Source organism: Methylosinus trichosporium OB3b (assembly GCF_002752655.1).
In the GTDB taxonomy this organism is placed as follows: Bacteria; Pseudomonadota; Alphaproteobacteria; order Rhizobiales; family Beijerinckiaceae; genus Methylosinus; species Methylosinus trichosporium.
In genome coordinates, this window is sequence record NZ_CP023737.1 from 1,323,029 (window position 1) to 1,341,074 (window position 18,046).

General features: G+C 65.9%; 15 protein-coding genes. 4 read left to right on the forward strand and 11 right to left on the reverse strand.

Annotated elements, in window-relative coordinates:
- Nucleotides 1-240: 240 nt before the first annotated feature.
- Nucleotides 241-1,587, reverse strand: coding sequence for an oxygen-independent coproporphyrinogen III oxidase (gene hemN, locus CQW49_RS06300; protein ID WP_003614135.1), 1,347 nt, complete (start codon nt 1,585-1,587; stop codon nt 241-243).
- A 214-nt stretch (nt 1,588-1,801) separates the two neighbouring features.
- On the opposite strand from hemN, the gene CQW49_RS06305 reads away from it, so the two are divergent.
- Nucleotides 1,802-3,595, forward strand: a complete 1,794-nt coding sequence (locus CQW49_RS06305) for a methyl-accepting chemotaxis protein (protein WP_003614134.1) — start codon at nt 1,802-1,804, stop codon at nt 3,593-3,595.
- Between the two features lie 89 nt (nt 3,596-3,684).
- Nucleotides 3,685-4,077 carry an AprI/Inh family metalloprotease inhibitor gene (locus tag CQW49_RS06310; RefSeq protein ID WP_003614133.1) on the forward strand — a complete coding sequence of 131 codons (393 nt, stop codon included), beginning with the start codon at nt 3,685-3,687 and terminating at the stop codon, nt 4,075-4,077.
- Nucleotides 4,078-4,441: 364 nt separating this feature from the next.
- Here the strand turns inward: CQW49_RS06310 and CQW49_RS06315 are convergent, their stop codons facing one another.
- Nucleotides 4,442-5,053, reverse strand: a complete 612-nt coding sequence (locus CQW49_RS06315) for a L,D-transpeptidase (protein ID WP_024749940.1) — start codon at nt 5,051-5,053, stop codon at nt 4,442-4,444.
- A gap of 234 nt (nt 5,054-5,287) precedes the next feature.
- On the opposite strand from CQW49_RS06315, the gene CQW49_RS06320 reads away from it, so the two are divergent.
- Nucleotides 5,288-6,220, forward strand: coding sequence for a histone deacetylase family protein (locus CQW49_RS06320; RefSeq protein WP_003614130.1), 933 nt, complete (start codon nt 5,288-5,290; stop codon nt 6,218-6,220).
- Between the two features lie 34 nt (nt 6,221-6,254).
- Here CQW49_RS06320 and ykgO read toward each other — a convergent pair whose 3' ends face one another.
- The 9 genes from ykgO to CQW49_RS06365 form a co-directional block, all read right to left on the reverse strand.
- Nucleotides 6,255-6,380 (reverse strand): type B 50S ribosomal protein L36, encoded by a 126-nt coding sequence (gene ykgO / locus CQW49_RS06325; protein ID WP_003614129.1) that lies wholly within the window; start codon nt 6,378-6,380, stop codon nt 6,255-6,257.
- 140 nt (nt 6,381-6,520) lie between these two features.
- On the reverse strand, nt 6,521-8,707 hold the full coding sequence (locus CQW49_RS06330) for a TonB-dependent receptor (RefSeq protein ID WP_003614128.1): 2,187 nt from the start codon (nt 8,705-8,707) through the stop codon (nt 6,521-6,523).
- A gap of 695 nt (nt 8,708-9,402) precedes the next feature.
- Nucleotides 9,403-10,578 (reverse strand): IS4 family transposase, encoded by a 1,176-nt coding sequence (locus CQW49_RS06335; RefSeq protein ID WP_024749364.1) that lies wholly within the window; start codon nt 10,576-10,578, stop codon nt 9,403-9,405.
- A gap of 188 nt (nt 10,579-10,766) precedes the next feature.
- Nucleotides 10,767-11,357, reverse strand: coding sequence for a DUF3501 family protein (locus tag CQW49_RS06340; RefSeq protein ID WP_003614535.1), 591 nt, complete (start codon nt 11,355-11,357; stop codon nt 10,767-10,769).
- A 109-nt stretch (nt 11,358-11,466) separates the two neighbouring features.
- Nucleotides 11,467-12,807, reverse strand: coding sequence for a heterodisulfide reductase-related iron-sulfur binding cluster (locus CQW49_RS06345; protein ID WP_003614533.1), 1,341 nt, complete (start codon nt 12,805-12,807; stop codon nt 11,467-11,469).
- Nucleotides 12,808-12,980: 173 nt separating this feature from the next.
- The gene (locus CQW49_RS06350) at nt 12,981-13,400 is read right to left on the reverse strand and encodes a rubrerythrin family protein (protein ID WP_003614530.1); all 420 of its coding nucleotides are present in this window, start codon (nt 13,398-13,400) and stop codon (nt 12,981-12,983) included.
- A 137-nt stretch (nt 13,401-13,537) separates the two neighbouring features.
- A complete protein-coding gene (locus tag CQW49_RS06355; protein WP_024749939.1) occupies nt 13,538-15,043 on the reverse strand; it encodes a YcjX family GTP-binding protein in 1,506 nt (501 codons plus the stop codon).
- A gap of 286 nt (nt 15,044-15,329) precedes the next feature.
- A complete protein-coding gene (locus CQW49_RS06360; protein WP_003614525.1) occupies nt 15,330-16,520 on the reverse strand; it encodes a sulfotransferase in 1,191 nt (396 codons plus the stop codon).
- A 252-nt stretch (nt 16,521-16,772) separates the two neighbouring features.
- On the reverse strand, nt 16,773-17,306 hold the full coding sequence (locus tag CQW49_RS06365; RefSeq protein ID WP_003614524.1) for a SixA phosphatase family protein: 534 nt from the start codon (nt 17,304-17,306) through the stop codon (nt 16,773-16,775).
- A gap of 309 nt (nt 17,307-17,615) precedes the next feature.
- Between CQW49_RS06365 and CQW49_RS06370 the strand changes: the two genes are divergently transcribed.
- On the forward strand, nt 17,616-17,921 hold the full coding sequence (locus CQW49_RS06370; RefSeq protein ID WP_003614522.1) for a hypothetical protein: 306 nt from the start codon (nt 17,616-17,618) through the stop codon (nt 17,919-17,921).
- Nucleotides 17,922-18,046: the final 125 nt, after the last annotated feature.

Sequence of the window (18,046 nt, forward strand, 5' to 3'; positions counted from 1 at the left end):
CTACGCGTTATTACGTAGCTCATAATGAGACAATTGGAATCCGACGCCCGCTTGTCAACGCGGATTCATCGGAACGGCCCAGTAAGAAGGGGACAACTTCCAGGGGCAATGATTCAGAAACAGTCGCGCCACGCGTCCCCGTATCGCTCCGCCGCGCGCGACCCGGCAATATTCGATTAGAGCGATTTCCGATGGAACGGAAACGGTCGATCGATCGGAAGTCGCTCAAATGAAAGATTGCTAGACCGCCACCGAGTGGCGCGCCGCGCGCGCCTCGAGATAGGAGTCGAAGGCCGAAGCCGCGAGCCGCGCGAAAGGCCGACCGCGCCGCGTGACCGCAAGACGGCGGCCGGAGAGTTCCGCCAGCCCTTCATCGAGCAGCGTTTCGAGACGCGGAACGGCGTCGTCGAAAGCGTCCTCGGCAAATCCATGCGCGGCGGCGACGCGGCCGAAATCGACCGAGAAGTCGCACATCAGCCGCTCGATGACGGCGCCGCGCGCGCGATCCTCTCCCGAGAAGGCGAGGCCGCGCGAGACCGGCAGTCGCTCCGCCTCGACCGCGCGGCGCCAATTGCCGGTGTCGCCGATATTGCCGAGATAGCCCTGCGGCAGCTTGGCGATGGACGAGACGCCGAGACCGAGCAGCGCGTCGGCGGCGTCGGTGGTGTAGCCCTGGAAGTTGCGGTGGAGCGTCCCGCTCCGCGCCGCGACGGCCATGGCGTCGTCGGGCCGCGCGAAATGGTCGAGGCCGATCGCCTCATAGCCGGCCGCCTCCAGCGTCTCGCGCACCGCCTCGGCCTGGGCGAGACGCTCATTGGCGCCGGCGAGCGCGGCCTCGTCGATGAGACGCTGATGCACGGCGAACCAGGGCACATGGGCGTAGCCGAACACGGCGAAACGGCTCGGCGCGAGCGCGACGGCGAGCTTCGCCGTGCGGATCACATCCTCGACGCTCTGCTCCGGCAGGCCGTACATCAGATCGAAATTGATCGCCGTGAGCCCGGCGGCGCGCAGAATGGCGACGCAGCGCTCGACGACCTCATAGGGCTGCTCGCGACCAGCCGCCTTCTGCACATGCGGATTGAAATCCTGCACGCCGAGCGAGACACGGTTCACCCCCGCTTCGGCCAGAGCTTCCGCGAGAGCGGGATCGACGAGCCGCGGGTCGAGCTCGATCGCATGCTCGAGCGCGTCGTCCATTCGGAAATGCTCGCCGAGGACGCGCGCCACCTCGCGCAAGCGCGACGGCCCCAACATGCTCGGCGTGCCGCCGCCCCAATGGATCGAGCGCACGCGGCGCGCGGGCGTCGTGGCGGCGAGAAGCTCGATCTCGCGCAGCAGCGTCTCCTTGTAGGAGGTGAGCGGCGCGTCCTGCCGCAACGCCTTGGTGTGGCAGCCGCAATAAGTGCAGATCGCGGGGCAGAAGGGAACGTGCAGATAGAGCGAGAGATTGGCCTGCGGCGAGAGCTCGGCGAGCCAGCGCGCGGCCGTCTCCGGCCCGACCTCGCCCGAGAAATGCGGCGCGGTCGGATAGCTCGTGTAACGCGGCGCCGAACGTTCGGCGAGGGCGAGAGAGGCGCTGGACATTCCGCCGGCTCCTGGGGACGCGGTCGATCGTATCCGTCTATTTAGACTGTCGCGCGCCGCGGCGCAAAACCCGCCTTCAGCGCGACCAATCGCGGCGCCTCTCCGCCCCTTCATGTCGCAGAGCCGCGCGCAGGCTTGCGGCCACAGCATTTCATTAACCTGTCAAGCCCATGATTAGGCTAGTAGAAAATCCATGGTACAAGGAAGCGCCGAGATGGGACTCCTCGACAAGCTGACCAGCGGCTCGAACGGCGATGCGATCCTCGCGGCTCTCGATCGCTCGCTCGCCATCATCGAGTTCGATCCGCTCGGCAATGTGCTCTCGGCGAACCGGAACTTCTGCGAGCTTCTCGGCTATGAGCCGGCGGAGATCGTCGGTCGCCACCATCGCATGTTCATCGAGCCCGATCACGCGCGCAGCGCCGAATATGAGACGTTCTGGACCAAGCTCGGCCGCGGCGAATTCGACGCGCGCGAATACAAGCGGATCGGCAAGGGTGGGAAGGAGGTCTGGCTTCAGGCCTCCTACAATCCCGTCACCAACAGCCGCGGCAAGGTGATCAAGGTCGTCAAGGTCGCGAGCGATGTGACGGCGGACAAGCTGCGATCCGCCGAGAACAGCGGCAAGCTCGACGCCATCTCGCGCGTCCAAGGCGTCATCGAATTCACCACCGATGGCGTGATTCTCACCGCCAATGAGAATTTCCTGCAGGTGGTCGGCTATCGCCTCGACGAGGTCGTCGGCCGACGCCACCGCATGTTCGTCGATCCGTCCTATGCCGAGTCCGCCGATTACCGCGAGTTCTGGAATGCGCTCAATCGCGGCGAATGCCTGGCGCGCGAATTTCGGCGCGTCGGCAAGGGCGACAAGGAGATCTGGCTCCAGGCCTCCTATAATCCGATCTTCGATCCGAGCGGGCGCGTCATCAAGGTCGTCAAATTCGCGATCGACATCACGCAGCGCGTGCGTGCGGTGAAGGAAATCGGCGACGGGCTGGGACAGCTCGCGGCCGGCAATCTCGTCCAACGCCTGGACCAGCCCTTCATCCCCGAGCTCGACAAGCTGCGCACCGACTTCAATTCGGCGGTCGAGCGCCTCGAGTCGGCGATCGGCGTGGTCGTGACCGGCGCGGAGGTCATTCGCTCCGCGGCGCAAGAGATCGCCATCGCCTCCGACGATCTCGCCCGCCGCAGCGAGCAGCAGGCGGCGAGCCTCGAGGAGACCTCCGCCGCCGTTTCCGAGATCACCCACACGGTGAGGAAGACAGCCGACGGCAGCAGGCAGGCCCAGGATGTGGCGGCTCGCGCCAAGGCCGACGCCCAGAACAGCGGCGAAGTGGTCCGCAACGCCGTCGCGGCGATGAACCGCATCGAGAAATCCTCCTCGAATATCGAGCAGATCACTGGAACAATCGACGAGATCGCCTTTCAGACCAATCTGCTGGCGCTGAACGCCGGCGTCGAGGCGGCGCGCGCCGGCGAAGCGGGGCGCGGATTCGCGGTCGTCGCCTCCGAGGTGCGCGCGCTGGCCCAGCGCTCCGCCGAGGCGGCGAAAGAGATCAAGCATTTGATCTCGAGATCCACGACGGAGGTCGTCGCCGGCGTCGGCCTCGTGACGCGGGCGGGCGAGACGCTCGAGCAGATCGTCGCGCGGGTCAATGAGATCAATGACGTCATCATCGCCATTTCCAATGCGGCGACCGAGCAGTCCTCGTCCCTGCAGCAGGTCAATGTCGCCGTGAGCCAGATGGACCAGGATACGCAGAAGAATGCGGCGATGGTGGAGGAGACGACCGCCGCCAGCCACAGCCTGCGCAAGGAGGCCGAGGGGCTGGCCGAGACCGTCCTCATGTTCCGCGTGAGCGGACGACAGGAGGCGACGGCGCCGTCCCGCTCCGCGCCGACGCCGCGGGCGCCGCAGCCGGCCTTGAAGGCGATGGGCGGCCGCGGCCGCTCCGCGGCGCGAAAGGTCGAGGCCGAGGCGGCCGACTCCTGGCAGGATTTCTGAACGCGGGGAACCGGCGCGCTTGGTCGACGCACGGCGACAGGGCAATATCTCTCTCAATGATTCTACCGGACGATATCTCGGAGTGAGCCATGTCGAAATTTTCGGAAGCGGCCGTTCTCGCCGCAGGCCTATGGCTCGCGGTCGCGGGCTTTTCCTCCGCGCCCGCCTTCGCCGCCGGCGCCGGGCGTTCGGGGGCGGTCGCCGGCCGCTATGCGATATTGCGCGCCGACGACAAGGACACCGGCTGCATGCTGACGCTCTATGAGCGCGCCCGCGGGGCGGGCGAGTTCCGCGCTCAGCTCGCGCCGGCCTGCCGCGATCAGGGCGTCGTCATCTTCGATCCGGTCGGTTGGTCGCTGGAGCGCGGCCGCCTCGCGCTGACGGCCCGCAAGGGTCATCAGGCGCATTTCGAGCAGCAGGCGGACGGCGTCTGGCGCCGCGACGCCAAGGAGGGCAAGGCGCTCGCGTTGAAACGCCTGTGAGAGGGCCAGCCGCTCTCGATGCGAGCCCACGCGAGCCGGGCCTGCTGTGTCATTGCGAGCGGAACGAAGCAAGCGAGAGCCGCGGGGCGGCCCCTTTATCGCTTTCGTGGTTTGGCTCCTCGCCCTGACGACGCGCCGATCTATTGGCGACGCGCCGATCGGCGACGGAGGACTTAGCCGACGCGGCGAAGTGCCTTCCCGGATAAATTGCTTCGAATTCAAAAGCGAAGCGATGCATGAATCGGGCGAGCCGGAGGCGCCCTCTTCCGACCCTCGCAAAAGCGAGGGCGACCTTCTCCCACAAGTGGGAGAAGGGATGCGCGTCGAGAGTCGGCGAATGAAGCAGCTGTTTCGCCGTACCGCCTCAGATCACCACCACATTGGCGCCGAGCTTGACCCGATTGTAGAGGTCGATCGCGTCGATGTCGCGCATGCGGATGCAGCCGGACGAAACGCTCTGGCCGATCTTGTCCGGCTCATTGGTGCCGTGGATGCGATAGAGCGTGTCCTTGCCGCCCTCATGGAGATAGAGCGCGCGCGAGCCGAGCGGATTGTCCGGGCCGCCGGGCAGGCCGCCGGCGTCGGCCGTCGGCTGCAGATGCGGCCAGCGCTCAAGCATGTCCTTGGGCGGAATCCAGCGCGGCCACTCCTGCATGCCGCCGATGGTGGCGCGGCCGGTCCAGCCATAGGCCTCCTGACCGGTGGCGACGCCATAGCGGATCGCCTTGCCGCCGCCCTCGACGAAATACAGGAACTTATTCTTGGTGTCGACGACGATCGATCCCGGCGGCTCGCTCGTTTTGAAATCGACGAGATAGCGCTCATAGGCCGCGCCGACGTCCGCCGTCGGCACCAGAGCCATATATTGCGCGTCCCTCCCGCTGAGATGCGGGTCCGGCAAACGCGAGCCGGCGACGTTGCAGCCGGCGACAGACAAACCAACCCCTACCGCTACGACGACCAGCCTCGCATTCATGAACGCGCCCTCTTTCCAACGCCCGAGCAATCCTATTAGGAGTTTGCTTACCATAAACTTACTCCGCAGAAATATTCGGATTGCGAGAATCCACGGCGGTGTTGCGCGCGGGAGACACCAGGGAGAATCACTCGGGGACGCCACTCGAGAAATTTTCCCGAGAGGCTTCGCCGTTGTGTCGCCGGATCGTGCTATAGGCGCTGTCACTCCCTGATTTCGAGACGACGGCGCGGCGTGGTGAGAACCCTATTCGTCACACATGAGAGCGGCCTCGCGCATCAGATGGGCGCCGGCCATCCCGAACAGCCGGACCGGCTGCGCGCGATCGAGCGGAGCCTCGAGCAAGAGCGCTTCCAGACGCTGGCGCGCGTCACGGCCCCTGCGGCGACGCGCGAGGCGCTGCTACGGGTCCATCCGGAGAGCTATATCCGCAGGATCGAGGCCGCCGCGCCGCATGAGGGGCTGGTCGCGCTCGACGTCGACACGATCATGTGCCCGCAGACGCTCGACGCGGCGCTCCACGCCGTCGGCGGCGCCGTCGCCGCGGTCGACGAGGTGATGCGCGGGACGGCCGACACCGCCTTCGTCGGCGTGCGCCCGCCCGGCCATCACGCCGGACCATCGACGCCCATGGGCTTCTGCTTCTTCAACAATGTCGCGGCGGCGGCGCGCCATGCGCTGGCCGCTCATGCGGCGGAGCGGGTGGCGATCGTCGATTTCGACGTCCACCACGGCAATGGCACGCAGGATATTTTCTGGTCGGATTCGCGAGTGCTGTTCTGCTCGACGCATCAGGCTCCCTATTATCCGGGGACCGGCGCGATGAGCGAGACGGGAGAGCATGACAATATCGTCAATGCGCCGCTATGGGCGGGCTCGACCGGCGATGATTTCCTGGAGGCGCTGAAGACGCGCATCCTGCCGCGCGTGAAAAATTTCTCGCCCGACCTGCTGCTGATCTCGGCGGGCTTCGACGCGCATCGCGACGATCCGCTGGGCGGGCTGCGCTTCACGGAGCAGGACTATGCCGAGGCGACGAAGCGGCTCATGGACCTCGCGGACCGTAGCGCCGGCGGGCGTGTCGTCTCTCTGCTCGAAGGCGGCTATGATCTCGAAGCGCTGGGCCGCTCGGCGGCGGCCCATGTGCTGGCGCTGATGGGGGCGTGAGCCCCCTTTCGCCCTCTCGGCCTTGGCGAGGCCCTCAGCCCTGGCGGGCCTTGTAGCGCTTCTGCTGCTTGTTGATGACATAGACGCGGCCTTTGCGGCGCACGATCTGATTGCCGCGGTGACGAGCGCGCAGCGACTTGAGCGAATTACGGACTTTCATCGGTCTGTTCCCGGCAGAATGTTTCAAGGCCGGGATGAACGCCCAGCTCCTCGTGGCCGAAGCCTATGCCTCATTTCCAGTCGTCGATCAAGTCCGCCGTCGCCTCGCGCGAGCTCGGCCACAGCGGATTTGCTCTTGGTTCAGAACACGAAATCCACGAACAGACGCGCATTGGCGCCCGCCATCGGGACCTCGTCCTTCTTATAGGACACGCTGTTGCGAATATCGGCGTTCAGCAGATTGTCGCCGATCACGCCGACGCGAATTTCGCGCGCCGGAAAGCCGCTCGCGGGCAGCTCCGCCCGATAGCTGATCTCCGCGCGCAGGCGATTATAATCCTTCGTCGGCGTCTCGGCGATCGGCGCGACGTGATTCTGCGCGAAGGCGTGCAGCACATTTATGCGCGCGAGCCAGCTGGAGTCGCGCCAGAATATTCCGCCGCCGACGCGCACCGGCGGGATGCGCGGCACATTGGTTCCATCCGTGAAAGTCGCGCGCACGACGTCGAGCTGATTCTCGACGCCGAAGACGCCCCCCATCAGCGCCGCGGCATCCCATTGACTCTGGAACTCGCCGCCGACGAAATTCGCGTCGCGCTGCGAATAGACGGCCTGATGGACGTCGCCGCCCGCCCCCGAAGGCGTGCAGCTCTCGATATCGCCGTCGCAGCTCTCGCCGGTCAGGCGCCGATAGATGAAGCCATTGAAATGCGTGTAGAAGACGGTCGCTTCGAAACGCAGAGGCCCCTCGGCCCGCCGCAGCCCGGCCTCCACCGTCTGCGCCGATTCGATCGAAAGATTCGGATTGCCGATGTCGAAGGTGCCGGTCGCGTCATGCACGCCATGCGAGAACAGCTCCGGCCCGCGCGGCGCGCGCTCGACATGGCTCGCGGTGAGGCTCGCGGTCAGCGCAAAAGGGAGGTCGTGCAGCAGACCGAACGACAGGCTCTTGGGCGCGAAATTGCGCTGATAGCCTATGGAGAGCGAGGGGTCGACGAAGAGATTCGGCGTCTTGCCGCTCGTCTCCACCTGCTCGATGCGGCCGGCGAGCTGCAGGCGCGTCGCCGTCGAGAGAGCGAGCTCGTTGAAGGAATAAAAGGCGATGCTGCGCGACTCGGTCGGATCGAACAGCGCGCCGTCGACGCCGGGCGCGATGAGCCGCTGATGCGACCCTTGAACGCCGACGGCGTTCACGAGGCGCCCGAAGCCCAGCTCGAAGGGCTTGAGCTGCGCCTCGATCCGCCCCTCCTGCTCCTGATTGGCGAAGGTCTGCTGAATGCCGTCGAAGCCGCCCTCGTCGCCGAGCTCGTGATGCTGGTAATCGGTGACGCCGGCATAGAGCCGGATCGCATCGACGAAAGAGGACAGCGGCCGATATTCGCCCCGGCCCGTGACCTTGGTCTGGCGCATGTCTATGCGCGTGCGCGTGTCGGAGGCCTCCACCCCGGGAATGCGATAGACGCTCTCGAATCGCGTCACCGCGACGCCGAAGAATCCGCGATCGAAAATATAGGAGCCGCCGGCCGACCAGCCGCTCGAGCGCAGCCAGGAATTGGGCTGGCGCCCACCGACGCCGGGCGCGCCGGTCTCGGGCGGCGAGAGATAGGGATAGGCGGGAATGGCGTAATTGCTCGTGCGCCGTCCATGCGCATCGGCGTGAAAGGCGAAATTGCCCTGCCCCACATCGACGAGCGCCGCCTGCTCGAGACCGGCGTCGACGGTCGAGACGGCGCTGCGCGTCTCCGCCCGCATGCAGGGCGCGAGCAGCGAGGTCTGGCCCTCGCGGCAGGGGAGCGCCGTGGGGATGCGGTCGTTGCTGGCGTCGATGACGCCGCCGATCGCCTGCGAGCCCCAGCGCAGAGTGGCCGGGCCGCGCACCACTTCCACACGGCCGATCGCCAGCGGATCGAGCGGCACGCCATGGTCCTCGCCGAGCTCGGATACGCCGCTGGCGCCGATCCCGTTCTCCTGCACGCGCACGCGATAATTATCGAGACCGCGCAGGATGGGCCGATTGGCGCCTGGCGCGAAGCTGGAGCTGGAAATTCCGGGCTTTCCGTTCAGCACGTCGCCGAGCGTCGCGCCCGGAGAGCGGCGGATCTCGTCGATCCCGACCACTGTCGTCGTCGCGAATTGATCGGTGACGATTTTCAGCACGCCCGGCCCGGCGTCCTTGTTTTTCTGCGCCGGCGCGCGCCGCGCGATCGGGCTGGCCGCGGCGATCTCGATCTCGGGAAGCGTCTCTTGCGCGAGCGCGCTCTCGGCCGCGAGCGGCAGCGCCGCTGCGCAGCAGCCCAGCAGCCTGCTGCGGAAGGAATGTCTCGTCATCGTGCCCCCAACCGACATATGTTATAACATAACCATATCTAGGCGCCGGCGACACGGCTTGTCAACGCGACCTCGAGCGCATGGATGGAGGACGCCGCGGCGCGGACGTGCATGATCGTCGCCGCCGCCGTTTCCGGCGCGGGGGATGGGAGGTCCGGAACGCCGCGGCGCCGTTTTCGGCCGCGAGTAAAGAATAGAGCGTCGGAGCCGGTAGCGTTCCGGACCACGGTCGCCTTTTCTGCTGTTCGCCGCCTCCGGGGCCAGGGAGCCTCCCCCTTTCGGGTCGTAGGTCCCCGCGCCACCCTCGGATATTCGGCCCGGTCCGCGCCTTTTTTCAAAGGCTTCCGCACGAAGGAAGACCAGCGCCGGCGACGTGGCGTCGCGAGGTTTCGAGAGAGGGTCGCCTCCCGTCCCCGCGAACCGCGCCCCGCCGACGCCTCCGACCCATCGGAGGCGTCCCATGCGGCGGAAGCGAGGGAGAGAATAGGAATTAAATCCGCACTTGTCAAGCGGAGCGCGCCCTTCTCCCACTTGTGGGAGAAGGTGGCCCGGCGGAGCCGGGTCGGATGAGGGTCCTTCGGCGCTGCGCGAGTCCTCGGCGGCCCCCTCGTCGGCGCGCATTCTGAGGCTCCCTCAACCGACCTCGCTTCGCGAGGCCACCTTCTCCCGCCCTGCGCACGGCTGTCCGGGGAAAATCAGGCATAGGCGAGCTCCAGCTGCCTCGGCGATATGCGCCGCCGCGCGGCCTGATATTTGGGCGGCGGCCGTTCGAGTCTGTCGATCGGTCGCCGCTCGAACAGAAACCTGCCGGCGAGCTCCGAGAACCGCAGATGCGCGAGTTCGATATCGTGGCGGTGGGCGGCGATGCGCAGCAGCACGAAAGCGATCATCGCCGCGATCAGCTGCAGCCGCACGGCGTTCTCGTTTTCGCCGAGAAACTTGCGGATGTTGAGATGCTGCTTGATCCAGCGGAACAGCAGCTCTATGGCCCAGCGCGCCTTGTAGAGCGCGGCGATCTCGACCGCCGAACGCGTCATGTCGTTGGTGATCACGACGATCAGCTGCGGCTTGCCGTCCTTCAGCGCATCGCGTTGAATATGAAGGCGACGCAGCGGCATGGGCAGTTTCGAGTCGCCCTTGCTGGCGAGCTCGACCTCGCAATCCCTGAGCACGGTGTAGCCTTCGCCGCGCGTCTGCGGCATCTCCCGATCCGCGAGGTCGGCGAGGCGGGTGTTGCTCTTGGGGCGCGTGACGAACAAGGCTCGGGCCTCGTGAATGTCCCTCCACCATTTGAAATCATAATAGCCCTTGTCGAAGACATAGGTCGCGCCGGCCTCGATCGGCGTCTTCTTGCCGATCTCGACATCGTTGACATTGGCGGGCGTGACCTCGACGCAGAAGGGGCGGTCGACCCCGGGATCGTAGACGACGTGCATCTTCATGCCGTGGATGCGGCCGTTCGAGCGGGCGAAGTCGTGGAATTTGCTCAACGGGATAGGCGTCGAATCGATGAGGCGCAGGAGTTCTGCGCCGTCGCGCCGGGTTCTGCGGTCGAGTTCGCAGGAGAGGCGCGCGAACAGATCGGCGAAGACGCCGACGGGCCGGCGTGCGTTGGCTTCGGCGAGGGTGGAGCGGGCGATCCTGCGGACGCCGAGGTGATAATGGGAGCCGCTGTTGGCGTTGAAGGCGGCCTCGAGGCTGCGCAGGCTCGTTTCGCCGCCGAGCTGAGCGGCGATCAGGACGACGAGATGATCCCAGCTCTTGAAGGATTTGTCGTAGGCGTCGCCCTTGTGGCGCGCGACGATTTGGCCGAACGCGCGACGATCGATCGGCTTGAGCAAGTCGACAAAAACGCTATTCTGGAAGCGCATGTCTGGTTCTTTATTTTCCAGTCTCGACAACCGGAAAATACCCCGAAACCTTCGGAAGTACCAGGCATGCGCCCGCGACTTATCGACTCATTCCCCGGACAGCCGTGCGCCCTGCGGGAGAAGGAGTCGCGCGTCACGATTCGGGGATTAGCCGAGCGTCGCGGCGCTCGAAGGAGCCGCACGCTCCGTCAGGCGAAATCCTGCGCCAATTCCGCGCGCACCGCTTCGGGCATCACGGCGATATGCCCGTAATTCGCGTGGGTGAAGCCGATCAGCGCGCGCGCGCCGGGCTCGCGGAAGGCCGCGGCCTGCGCGTCGGTGAAGGGGAAATGCACGAATTGAACCGCGCTCGCCTTGCCCTCGGCGCTGGTGCGGTCCTGATCGGTCTCGGCGGCGCCGAAGATGCGCTCGCCGTTCACCTCGATGAAGGCGGTCTCCTCGATCGCGCCGAGCGTCGCGAGCACGCGCTTGCGGCGCTGCGGCTCGTCGATCTCGATCATGAAGGTCGCCACCAGCTCGCGGCCCTTCGGAATGAGCGGATTATAGGCGGCGATCTCGCTCGGCGCCTGCTCGAGCCCGCCCTTCTCTATATGAATCATCTCCTGAATCTGCAGCCAGATCGTCTCGAAATCCTCGAAGTGAAAGGTGACGAACGGCCCGACCTCGACGCGGCGGTTGCGCTTTCGCGCGGCGATGCGCTTGCGGCTCTCCACACGAATCTTCGCATAGTCTTCGGGCGGCAGCAGATCGGCGACGGAGATGTCGTGCTTTGGCGCCATGTCGATCGCTCCCCTTCTTCGACGTCGCGTGGGCGAAGCGACAAAGGACTCGCCCTGCGGCTCTGGATTGCTTCGCTTCGCTCGCAATGACGGCTAATGCGCCGCGAGCTTACACGAGCCCATAGGCGCGGGCGAGCAGCTCGATCGGATGCGTCAGCAGCTCGGGCTTTGGCTCCTCGCCGCCGAGCCGCTCCACGCCCTGCTCGATATGCGGGCCCGACAGCGGACATTCGGAGACGAGATAGCGTTTGCCCGCGCCCGCCGCCGAACGCGCAACCGGCTTGCCGACCTTCAGCGCCGTCGTGAAATTCTGCGTCTTATAGCCCCAGGCGCCGCCATGGCCGGAGCAGCGCTCGATCACCTGCACATCGGCCTGCGGCACGAGACGCAGCAGCTCGGCGCCCTTCTGGCCGATGTTCTGCGCGCGCGAATGGCAGGAGACATGGAAGGCGACGCCGCCCTCGATCGGCGCGAGCCCTTCGGCCATCCCCTCCTTGCGGGCGACGCCCACCACATATTCGCTGAGATCGAAGGTCGATTGCGCGAGCTTCTTCACCTTCGCGTCGTCGGTGACGATCAGCGGCCATTCGAATTTCAGCATCAAGGCGCAAGAGGGAACCAGCGCGATCACGTCATAGCCCTCGTCGATGAAGGGCTCGAAGGCGGCGGCGACTTTTTTCGCCGAGGCCGCGACCTCGCCGATCAGCCCCTGCTCCAAGAGCGGCATGCCGCAGCAATGCGGATGCACGATCTTCGTCTCGACGCCGTTCTTCGCCAGCACCGCGCGCGCGGCGAGGCCGACGGCGGGGTTGTTATATTCGCCGAAGCAGGTGGCGTAGATCACCGCCTTGCGGCCGAAGCCCGGCGCCGCGCGATTCACCTCGACCGGCGTCTCTTTCGCCAGCGCCTCGAGCGTCTTTCCCGAATATTTCGGCAGCACGGCCTCGTGATGCAGGCCGGCGACCTTCTCCAGCACATTGCGCGCGGTTTTATGGGCGCGATCGGTCGTCCAATTGGCGAGGGGCGCGAGCTTCGTCGCGAGCGCGCCATTGCGATCCGTCTCGGCCAGTTCACGATCGGCGCGCGCGACGCCGTTCTTCTTCGCCTCGACGGCGCGATAGCGCAGCATCAGATGCGGAAAGTCGAGATCGAACTCATGCGGCGGCACATAGGGACACTTCGTCAGGAAGCACATGTCGCAGAGCGTGCAGGCGTCGACGATTTGCTTGAAATCCTTGCTGGCGACGGTCTCGAGCTCGCCCTTGGGCGACTCGTCGACGAGATCGAACAAGCGCGGGAAGGAATCGCACAGATTGAAGCAGCGCCGGCAGCCGTGGCAGATGTCGAGCACGCGGCGCATCTCGGCGTCGAGCATCGCCTCGTCGGTGAAATCCGGATTTTCCCAATCCAGCGGACGCCTGAAGGGCGCCTCGAGACCGCCTTCCCTCATGTCGCTCCTGCCTTGTCGGATGTTCTCGCTTCGAAGCCTGCGGTGGAGCGAGCCTGAAGGCTCGCGGTCCAGGGGCGGGCTCGGACCGCGAGCCTTCAGGCTCGCTCTTGCGCGCAAGGCGGTTCTGACGGCGGAGAGTCCGGCGGCCTTTGCGGCCGCCGGAGCGTCGCGTCTTATTTCAGCTCGTCGAGAGCCTTCTGGAAACGGCCGGCGTGGCTGCGCTCGGCCTTGGCCAGCGTCTCGAACCAATCGGCGATCTCCTCGAAACCCTCCTCGCGGGCCGAGCGCGCGAAGCCCGGATACATATCCGTATATTCGTGCGTCTCGCCGGCGACGGCGGCCTTCAGATTATCCTCGGTCTTGCCGATCGGCAGGCCGGTGGCCGGATCGCCGACGACCTCGAGAAATTCGAGATGGCCATGCGCATGGCCGGTCTCGCCTTCCGCCGTGGAGCGGAACACGACCGCAACGTCGTTGTGGCCTTCGACATCCGCCTTTTGGGCGAAATACAGATAGCGACGATTCGCCTGGCTCTCGCCGGCGAAGGCGTCCTTCAAATTCTGCTCGGTCTTGGTGCCCTTGAGCGTAGCCATAACTCATCTCCCTGGATGAATCGCATTGGGGCGTCCGCGCCGGCGCCGCTGGGCCGGCCGCAGCGCCCTTGTTTAGAATAATTTGAAATTCGAGAATGCCAAGCGAGAATTGGAATGATTTGAAACAGGGCCACGCCTCAGCCGAGGCGGTCGCCGAACAGGAACTCCATCGCCCGGTCGAGCCTTATGTGCGGCAACGGCATGGGTTCCATGTCGCGGCCGAGCGCGGCGACCGGGGGGCGGAACTTCAGGAAGCGGAAATCGGCGTCGTCCTCCGGCAGAGCGAGCGCGTCGCCGCGGAACACATTGCGCGGATCGGCGGGCAGCTCGCCGGGGAAGATCGCGCCTTCCGCCACGCCGTCGAAGACGTCGTCGCCGATGCGCTCGCCCTCGATCGGCGTGCCGACGATGGCGGCGAGCGATTCGCCATCATGCTTGACGATGGCCTCGCGCGTCGCGCGCACCGCGGCGAGCGCGATGACGTCTATGGTCGCGCCGACGCCCTCGGCCCGCTCTATGGCGCGCGAGGTGAGATGGCGCAGCACGCCCTCGAGCCGGTCGTGGCTGGTGTGATGCAGATGATCGGCCTTGGTGGCGGCGAACAGAATGCGGTCGATCTTGGGGCGGAAGATCGTCGACACGAGGCTGGAGCGGCCGGTGCGGAAGGCGGTCAGCACATCGGCGAGCGCGGTCTCGAGGTCGCGCACCGCGGCCGGTCCGGAGTTCAGCGCGGCGAGCGCGTCGACGAGCACGATCTGCCGGTCGAGCCGAGCGAAATGGTCGCGGAAGAAGGGGCGGACCACATGCGTCCGATAGGCCTCGTATCGCCGCTCCATCATCGCCGCGAGGCTGCCCGCGGGCGGCGCGCTCTCCTCCTGCACGGGCAGCGGCGCGAAGGTCAGCGCCGGCGAGCCCTCGAGATCGCCGGGCATCAGGAAGCGCCCGGGCGGCAAAGTGGAGAGGGCGTAGCGGTCGGTCTTGGCCGCGCGCAGATAATTGGTGAACAGCGCGGCGAGACGGCGCGCCGTCTCCTCATTCGCATTGCCGAGCGGATCGGTCAGCGCGGTGGCGCCGCGCCAATCGGCGGCGATGGTGGCGCGGGCGGCGGCGGAAGCCGCCTCCAGCGTCTCGCGCGACCATTGCGCGTAAGTCTTGCCGAGCAGCGGCAGATCGAGCAGCCATTCGCCCGGATAATCGACGATGTCGATGTCGAGCCGCGCCGGGCCCGGCCGCAGGCTCGACATCAGGCCGGCGGCCTTGCGGTCATATTGCAGCGTGACGCGCAGCTCGGAGATGCGCCGCGTCGATTGCGGCCAGTGGCGGTCGGCGCCGGTGAGCGCGGAGAGATGCTCCTCATAAGCGAAGCGGGGAACGGCGTCGTCGGGCTGCGGATCGAGATGGGCGGAGACGAGCCGGTTCTCGGCGGCGACGCGGAACACCGGCAGCAGCGACTTGCGTCCCGGCCCGGCCGTCTTGGCGGCGACGGCGCGGGTGAGCTGATGCACGAGCGCGGTGATGAACACCGTTTTGCCCGAGCGCGACAGGCCGGTGACGCCGAGCCGCAGCCGCGCGCCCGAAAGATAATCCTTCAGGCTGGAGGCGGCGACGCTGGTCTCGAAGAGGAGGTCGGAGAGCTGCGACACGGGCGGTTTCGGGCTGAGAGGAGCGGGACGCCTCATGTAGCCTGCGGGCGCGGTTTTGGGTAGGGCGACGCGGTCGCGGCTCGGGATCACGCGATCGGTCAGACCGCGCAAATCCTTACAACGGGCTCGTCGAAGCGTCGATCAATTCGACGAAGAGCGGGACCTGCTTGCGCTTCGTCGCCGAGCTCCGCACATCGGCGAAACTCCGTCGCCGGCCATGATTCACGTCGAACAAAGCCTGCGGAACGTGGCGCGCACGGCGACACCGACCGCGCGCCCGCAGTCCTCAACCGAACATCAACAATCCCACTTGCAGCGCCAGATGCGTGGAGCCCTGAATGCTGACCGCTCCACGTTCATAGACCTCTCCGACCGTGGCCGTCCCGTCGACCAATTCGCAAAACGCCGGATGCGTGACGGCGATGGTGCAATCGGCGGAGTCGCCCGCGTCCTCGCGCACGAGGACCTCCGGTCCGGACAGATCGAGGATCCAAGCGTCGCCGCCCTCCCCTTCCACGACGAATCGACAAACGCCTCGCAGGCCGGCGCGCCGTTCCGAATCGCTCATCGGCAGACGCGCGCGAACGAGCGCATGAAAGTCGACGGGTCTGGCCTTCGTCGCCGCCTCGCCCGGCTCTCCTCCGCCATAGAAGCGCGCGAGCGTGTCCTGGCCCAGTTTTTCACTCAAGCCGTCGATGCGCGATCGCAAGGCCTCGGGGACGGAGGCGAGCGGAATAGCGCGGCCTCTTCCGACGGAGTCCTGATTGATCTTCTCCGAGAAGTGAACTTTGACGTCGCCGTCGCCACGATCGTGATCGGAGGTAAAGACCTTGTCCACTATGCTCGGCTCCCAAGCTAGGCCGAGAAAAGCGAAGATATGCGGCAGTGTGGCGCGGGGGTCGCGGGTCATTTCCTCATAGACGACACGAAAGCATCGATCTGGATGCGCGCTTTCGAAATCCAGGATTTTCGTATTCTTGTCCAGCCAGCTCTCTGCCATGGCGGCCACGAGATTGTCCGGCTGGGCGGCGACATAGGAAGCGAGCTCGGGCATGAAGCCGAGCGAGCTGAACTTCAGACAAGACTGAACGACATCCATGCAATTGCGGTAGAGACACAAATATCTCGCATCGGGGAAGACTTTCGACAGAATATCGAGGAAATCGACATTCAGCGTCGTTTTCTCGCACCACAGGCGCTTGCCTCGCATCGCGGCGTAGCGTTGCATCAATCCATCGACGATCGCGCGCACCTCCTGCAGGATTTGCGTATCACGGTCTCTTTCCGAACCATCGAAACGCTGTCCGACCGAAAAACGGATCGTGTCGATCAGACTTCGGCAGGTTGGGCCGAGATAGGCTTGCGCCGGGCAGGCGATCTGCGAATGCGTGTCGATGATCATACGCAGCAATGTCGATCCTGATCTTTCACATGACAGGATGAAAACCGGCGCCGCGCCGCTGGACGGATCGATCATGAGAACCGGGCCTCCTCGAAAATGAACCACCGCACTTTCAAACAATAGATTTTCACGTGTCTATGGTCAAGATTACACTCTTAAAGTGCAATGAGCCGAATCGGCGTTGCTCGAAGCCGCTCCGAGGCCGGCTTGTCGAGGCAGAGCGCCCACGAGCGTGATTCAGATCCGACCGGGCTGAAACAGCGAGCCTTAAGGCTCGCTCAGCGCTCTAGCGACGCGCAAAACAAGAGCCTCGCGCGGCTTTGCCGCTCAATCCGGCTCGTCGCCGCCGCCCCGCAAATCCGCGGGCGTGACGAAGCGCTCGAGACGCGCGCCGGCGTTGCCGACCTCGGTCCAGTCGTCGCCGGAAAAATCCAGCACCGCGAAGGCCGCCGTCGGATATTTCGAGCGCAGGCGCGACAAATCGCCGGGCGCGCCGTCGGTGGCGAGGGCGCAGGCGAGATCGGCGAAGCCCGGGTTGTGGCCGATGGCGAGCAGCGTCGCGGTCTCGGGCGGCGTCTCGCGCAGCACGTCGAGCAGACGGTCGGGATCGGCGAGATAGATCGCGTCGTCGAGCTTGCGCCCCACCTCGCGCGGAAAGGCGGCGAGGGCGAGATCGAGCGTGCGCTTGGCGCGGCGCGCGTCGGAGGAGACGGCGAAATCGGGCACGAGGCCTTCCTCCGCGAGATAACGTCCGACGCGGCGGGCGTCCTCCTCCCCGCGCTTGGTCAGCGGCCGCTGGCGGTCGCCGCCCGCCGAATGGGCGTCGGCCTTGGCGTGGCGCAGGAGAATGAGGCGTCGCATCGTCAAATCATCCGTCTCCCGGGAGCTTCGCTCACAAGCGGCGCGGCCGGCCGCCGCCGAGCTTTTTTAAAAATTCGATCGGTCTCGGCCCCGATCATAGCGAAACTTTCGCGTCTCGGCGCGCCCATATCCGCGCCACGGGGCGGCAGGGCGGAGGAAGGTCGTTTCTGCAGGTTTTCGAAGCGTCGCGGTTGCGCTATAGGACCTTCGCCGATTGCGAGAGCGAGCGCCGACGGACCGATGGGCGCTCGAGCGACGCGACAGGGCCGTAAACGGAACCTAAGGGCAGGAAGCAGAGGGAAGGCACGCATGATCCGCGAATTCAAATACCGTGGCGAGACTTTCAGAGTGAACGCGCACGGCATCGATGGCCACGAGGAAGTGTTCATCATGCATCTCGTCGATGGCGAGGAAGAGGGCGAGATCTCCATCGATCGCATGACGGAAGAAAACGACACCAGCGCGCCGATCTCCGCCATCTGCCAGATGCTGTGCGACAAGCTGATCATCGAGAACAGCATCGACGTCGCCGACCCGAACGGCGCCTTCGCCTGGGTCGAGGTCGAGGCCCTTCGCGAAGTGCTCCCGACCCGCAGCGACAAGGCGGCGCATTGATCCTCGGACGGCTTCGGCGACGCGCGCGCCGCCGAAGCCGAAGCCGCCCGTGGCCGGCGGCTCGCGTCATCCCGATTCGATAAGAGCTGAAGAGCGAGCGCGAAGACCGCTCTTTTCACCCCGGG

Bases quoted from the DNA above. Each gene is read 5' to 3' on its own strand.
- ykgO (WP_003614129.1), bottom strand. From the start codon at position 6,380: ATGAAAGTCCGTAATTCGCTCAAGTCGCTGCGCGCTCGTCACCGCGGC.
- CQW49_RS06370 (WP_003614522.1), top strand. From the start codon at position 17,616: ATGATCCGCGAATTCAAATACCGTGGCGAGACTTTCAGAGTGAACGCG.
- CQW49_RS06310 (WP_003614133.1), top strand. From the start codon at position 3,685: ATGTCGAAATTTTCGGAAGCGGCCGTTCTCGCCGCAGGCCTATGGCTC.
- CQW49_RS06360 (WP_003614525.1), bottom strand. From the start codon at position 16,520: ATGATCGATCCGTCCAGCGGCGCGGCGCCGGTTTTCATCCTGTCATGT.
- hemN (WP_003614135.1), bottom strand. From the start codon at position 1,587: ATGTCCAGCGCCTCTCTCGCCCTCGCCGAACGTTCGGCGCCGCGTTAC.
- CQW49_RS06305 (WP_003614134.1), top strand. From the start codon at position 1,802: ATGGGACTCCTCGACAAGCTGACCAGCGGCTCGAACGGCGATGCGATC.
- CQW49_RS06345 (WP_003614533.1), bottom strand. From the start codon at position 12,807: ATGAGGGAAGGCGGTCTCGAGGCGCCCTTCAGGCGTCCGCTGGATTGG.
- CQW49_RS06340 (WP_003614535.1), bottom strand. From the start codon at position 11,357: ATGGCGCCAAAGCACGACATCTCCGTCGCCGATCTGCTGCCGCCCGAA.
- CQW49_RS06330 (WP_003614128.1), bottom strand. From the start codon at position 8,707: ATGACGAGACATTCCTTCCGCAGCAGGCTGCTGGGCTGCTGCGCAGCG.
- CQW49_RS06335 (WP_024749364.1), bottom strand. From the start codon at position 10,578: ATGCGCTTCCAGAATAGCGTTTTTGTCGACTTGCTCAAGCCGATCGAT.
- CQW49_RS06365 (WP_003614524.1), bottom strand. From the start codon at position 17,306: ATGCGACGCCTCATTCTCCTGCGCCACGCCAAGGCCGACGCCCATTCG.
- CQW49_RS06350 (WP_003614530.1), bottom strand. From the start codon at position 13,400: ATGGCTACGCTCAAGGGCACCAAGACCGAGCAGAATTTGAAGGACGCC.
- CQW49_RS06315 (WP_024749940.1), bottom strand. From the start codon at position 5,053: ATGAATGCGAGGCTGGTCGTCGTAGCGGTAGGGGTTGGTTTGTCTGTC.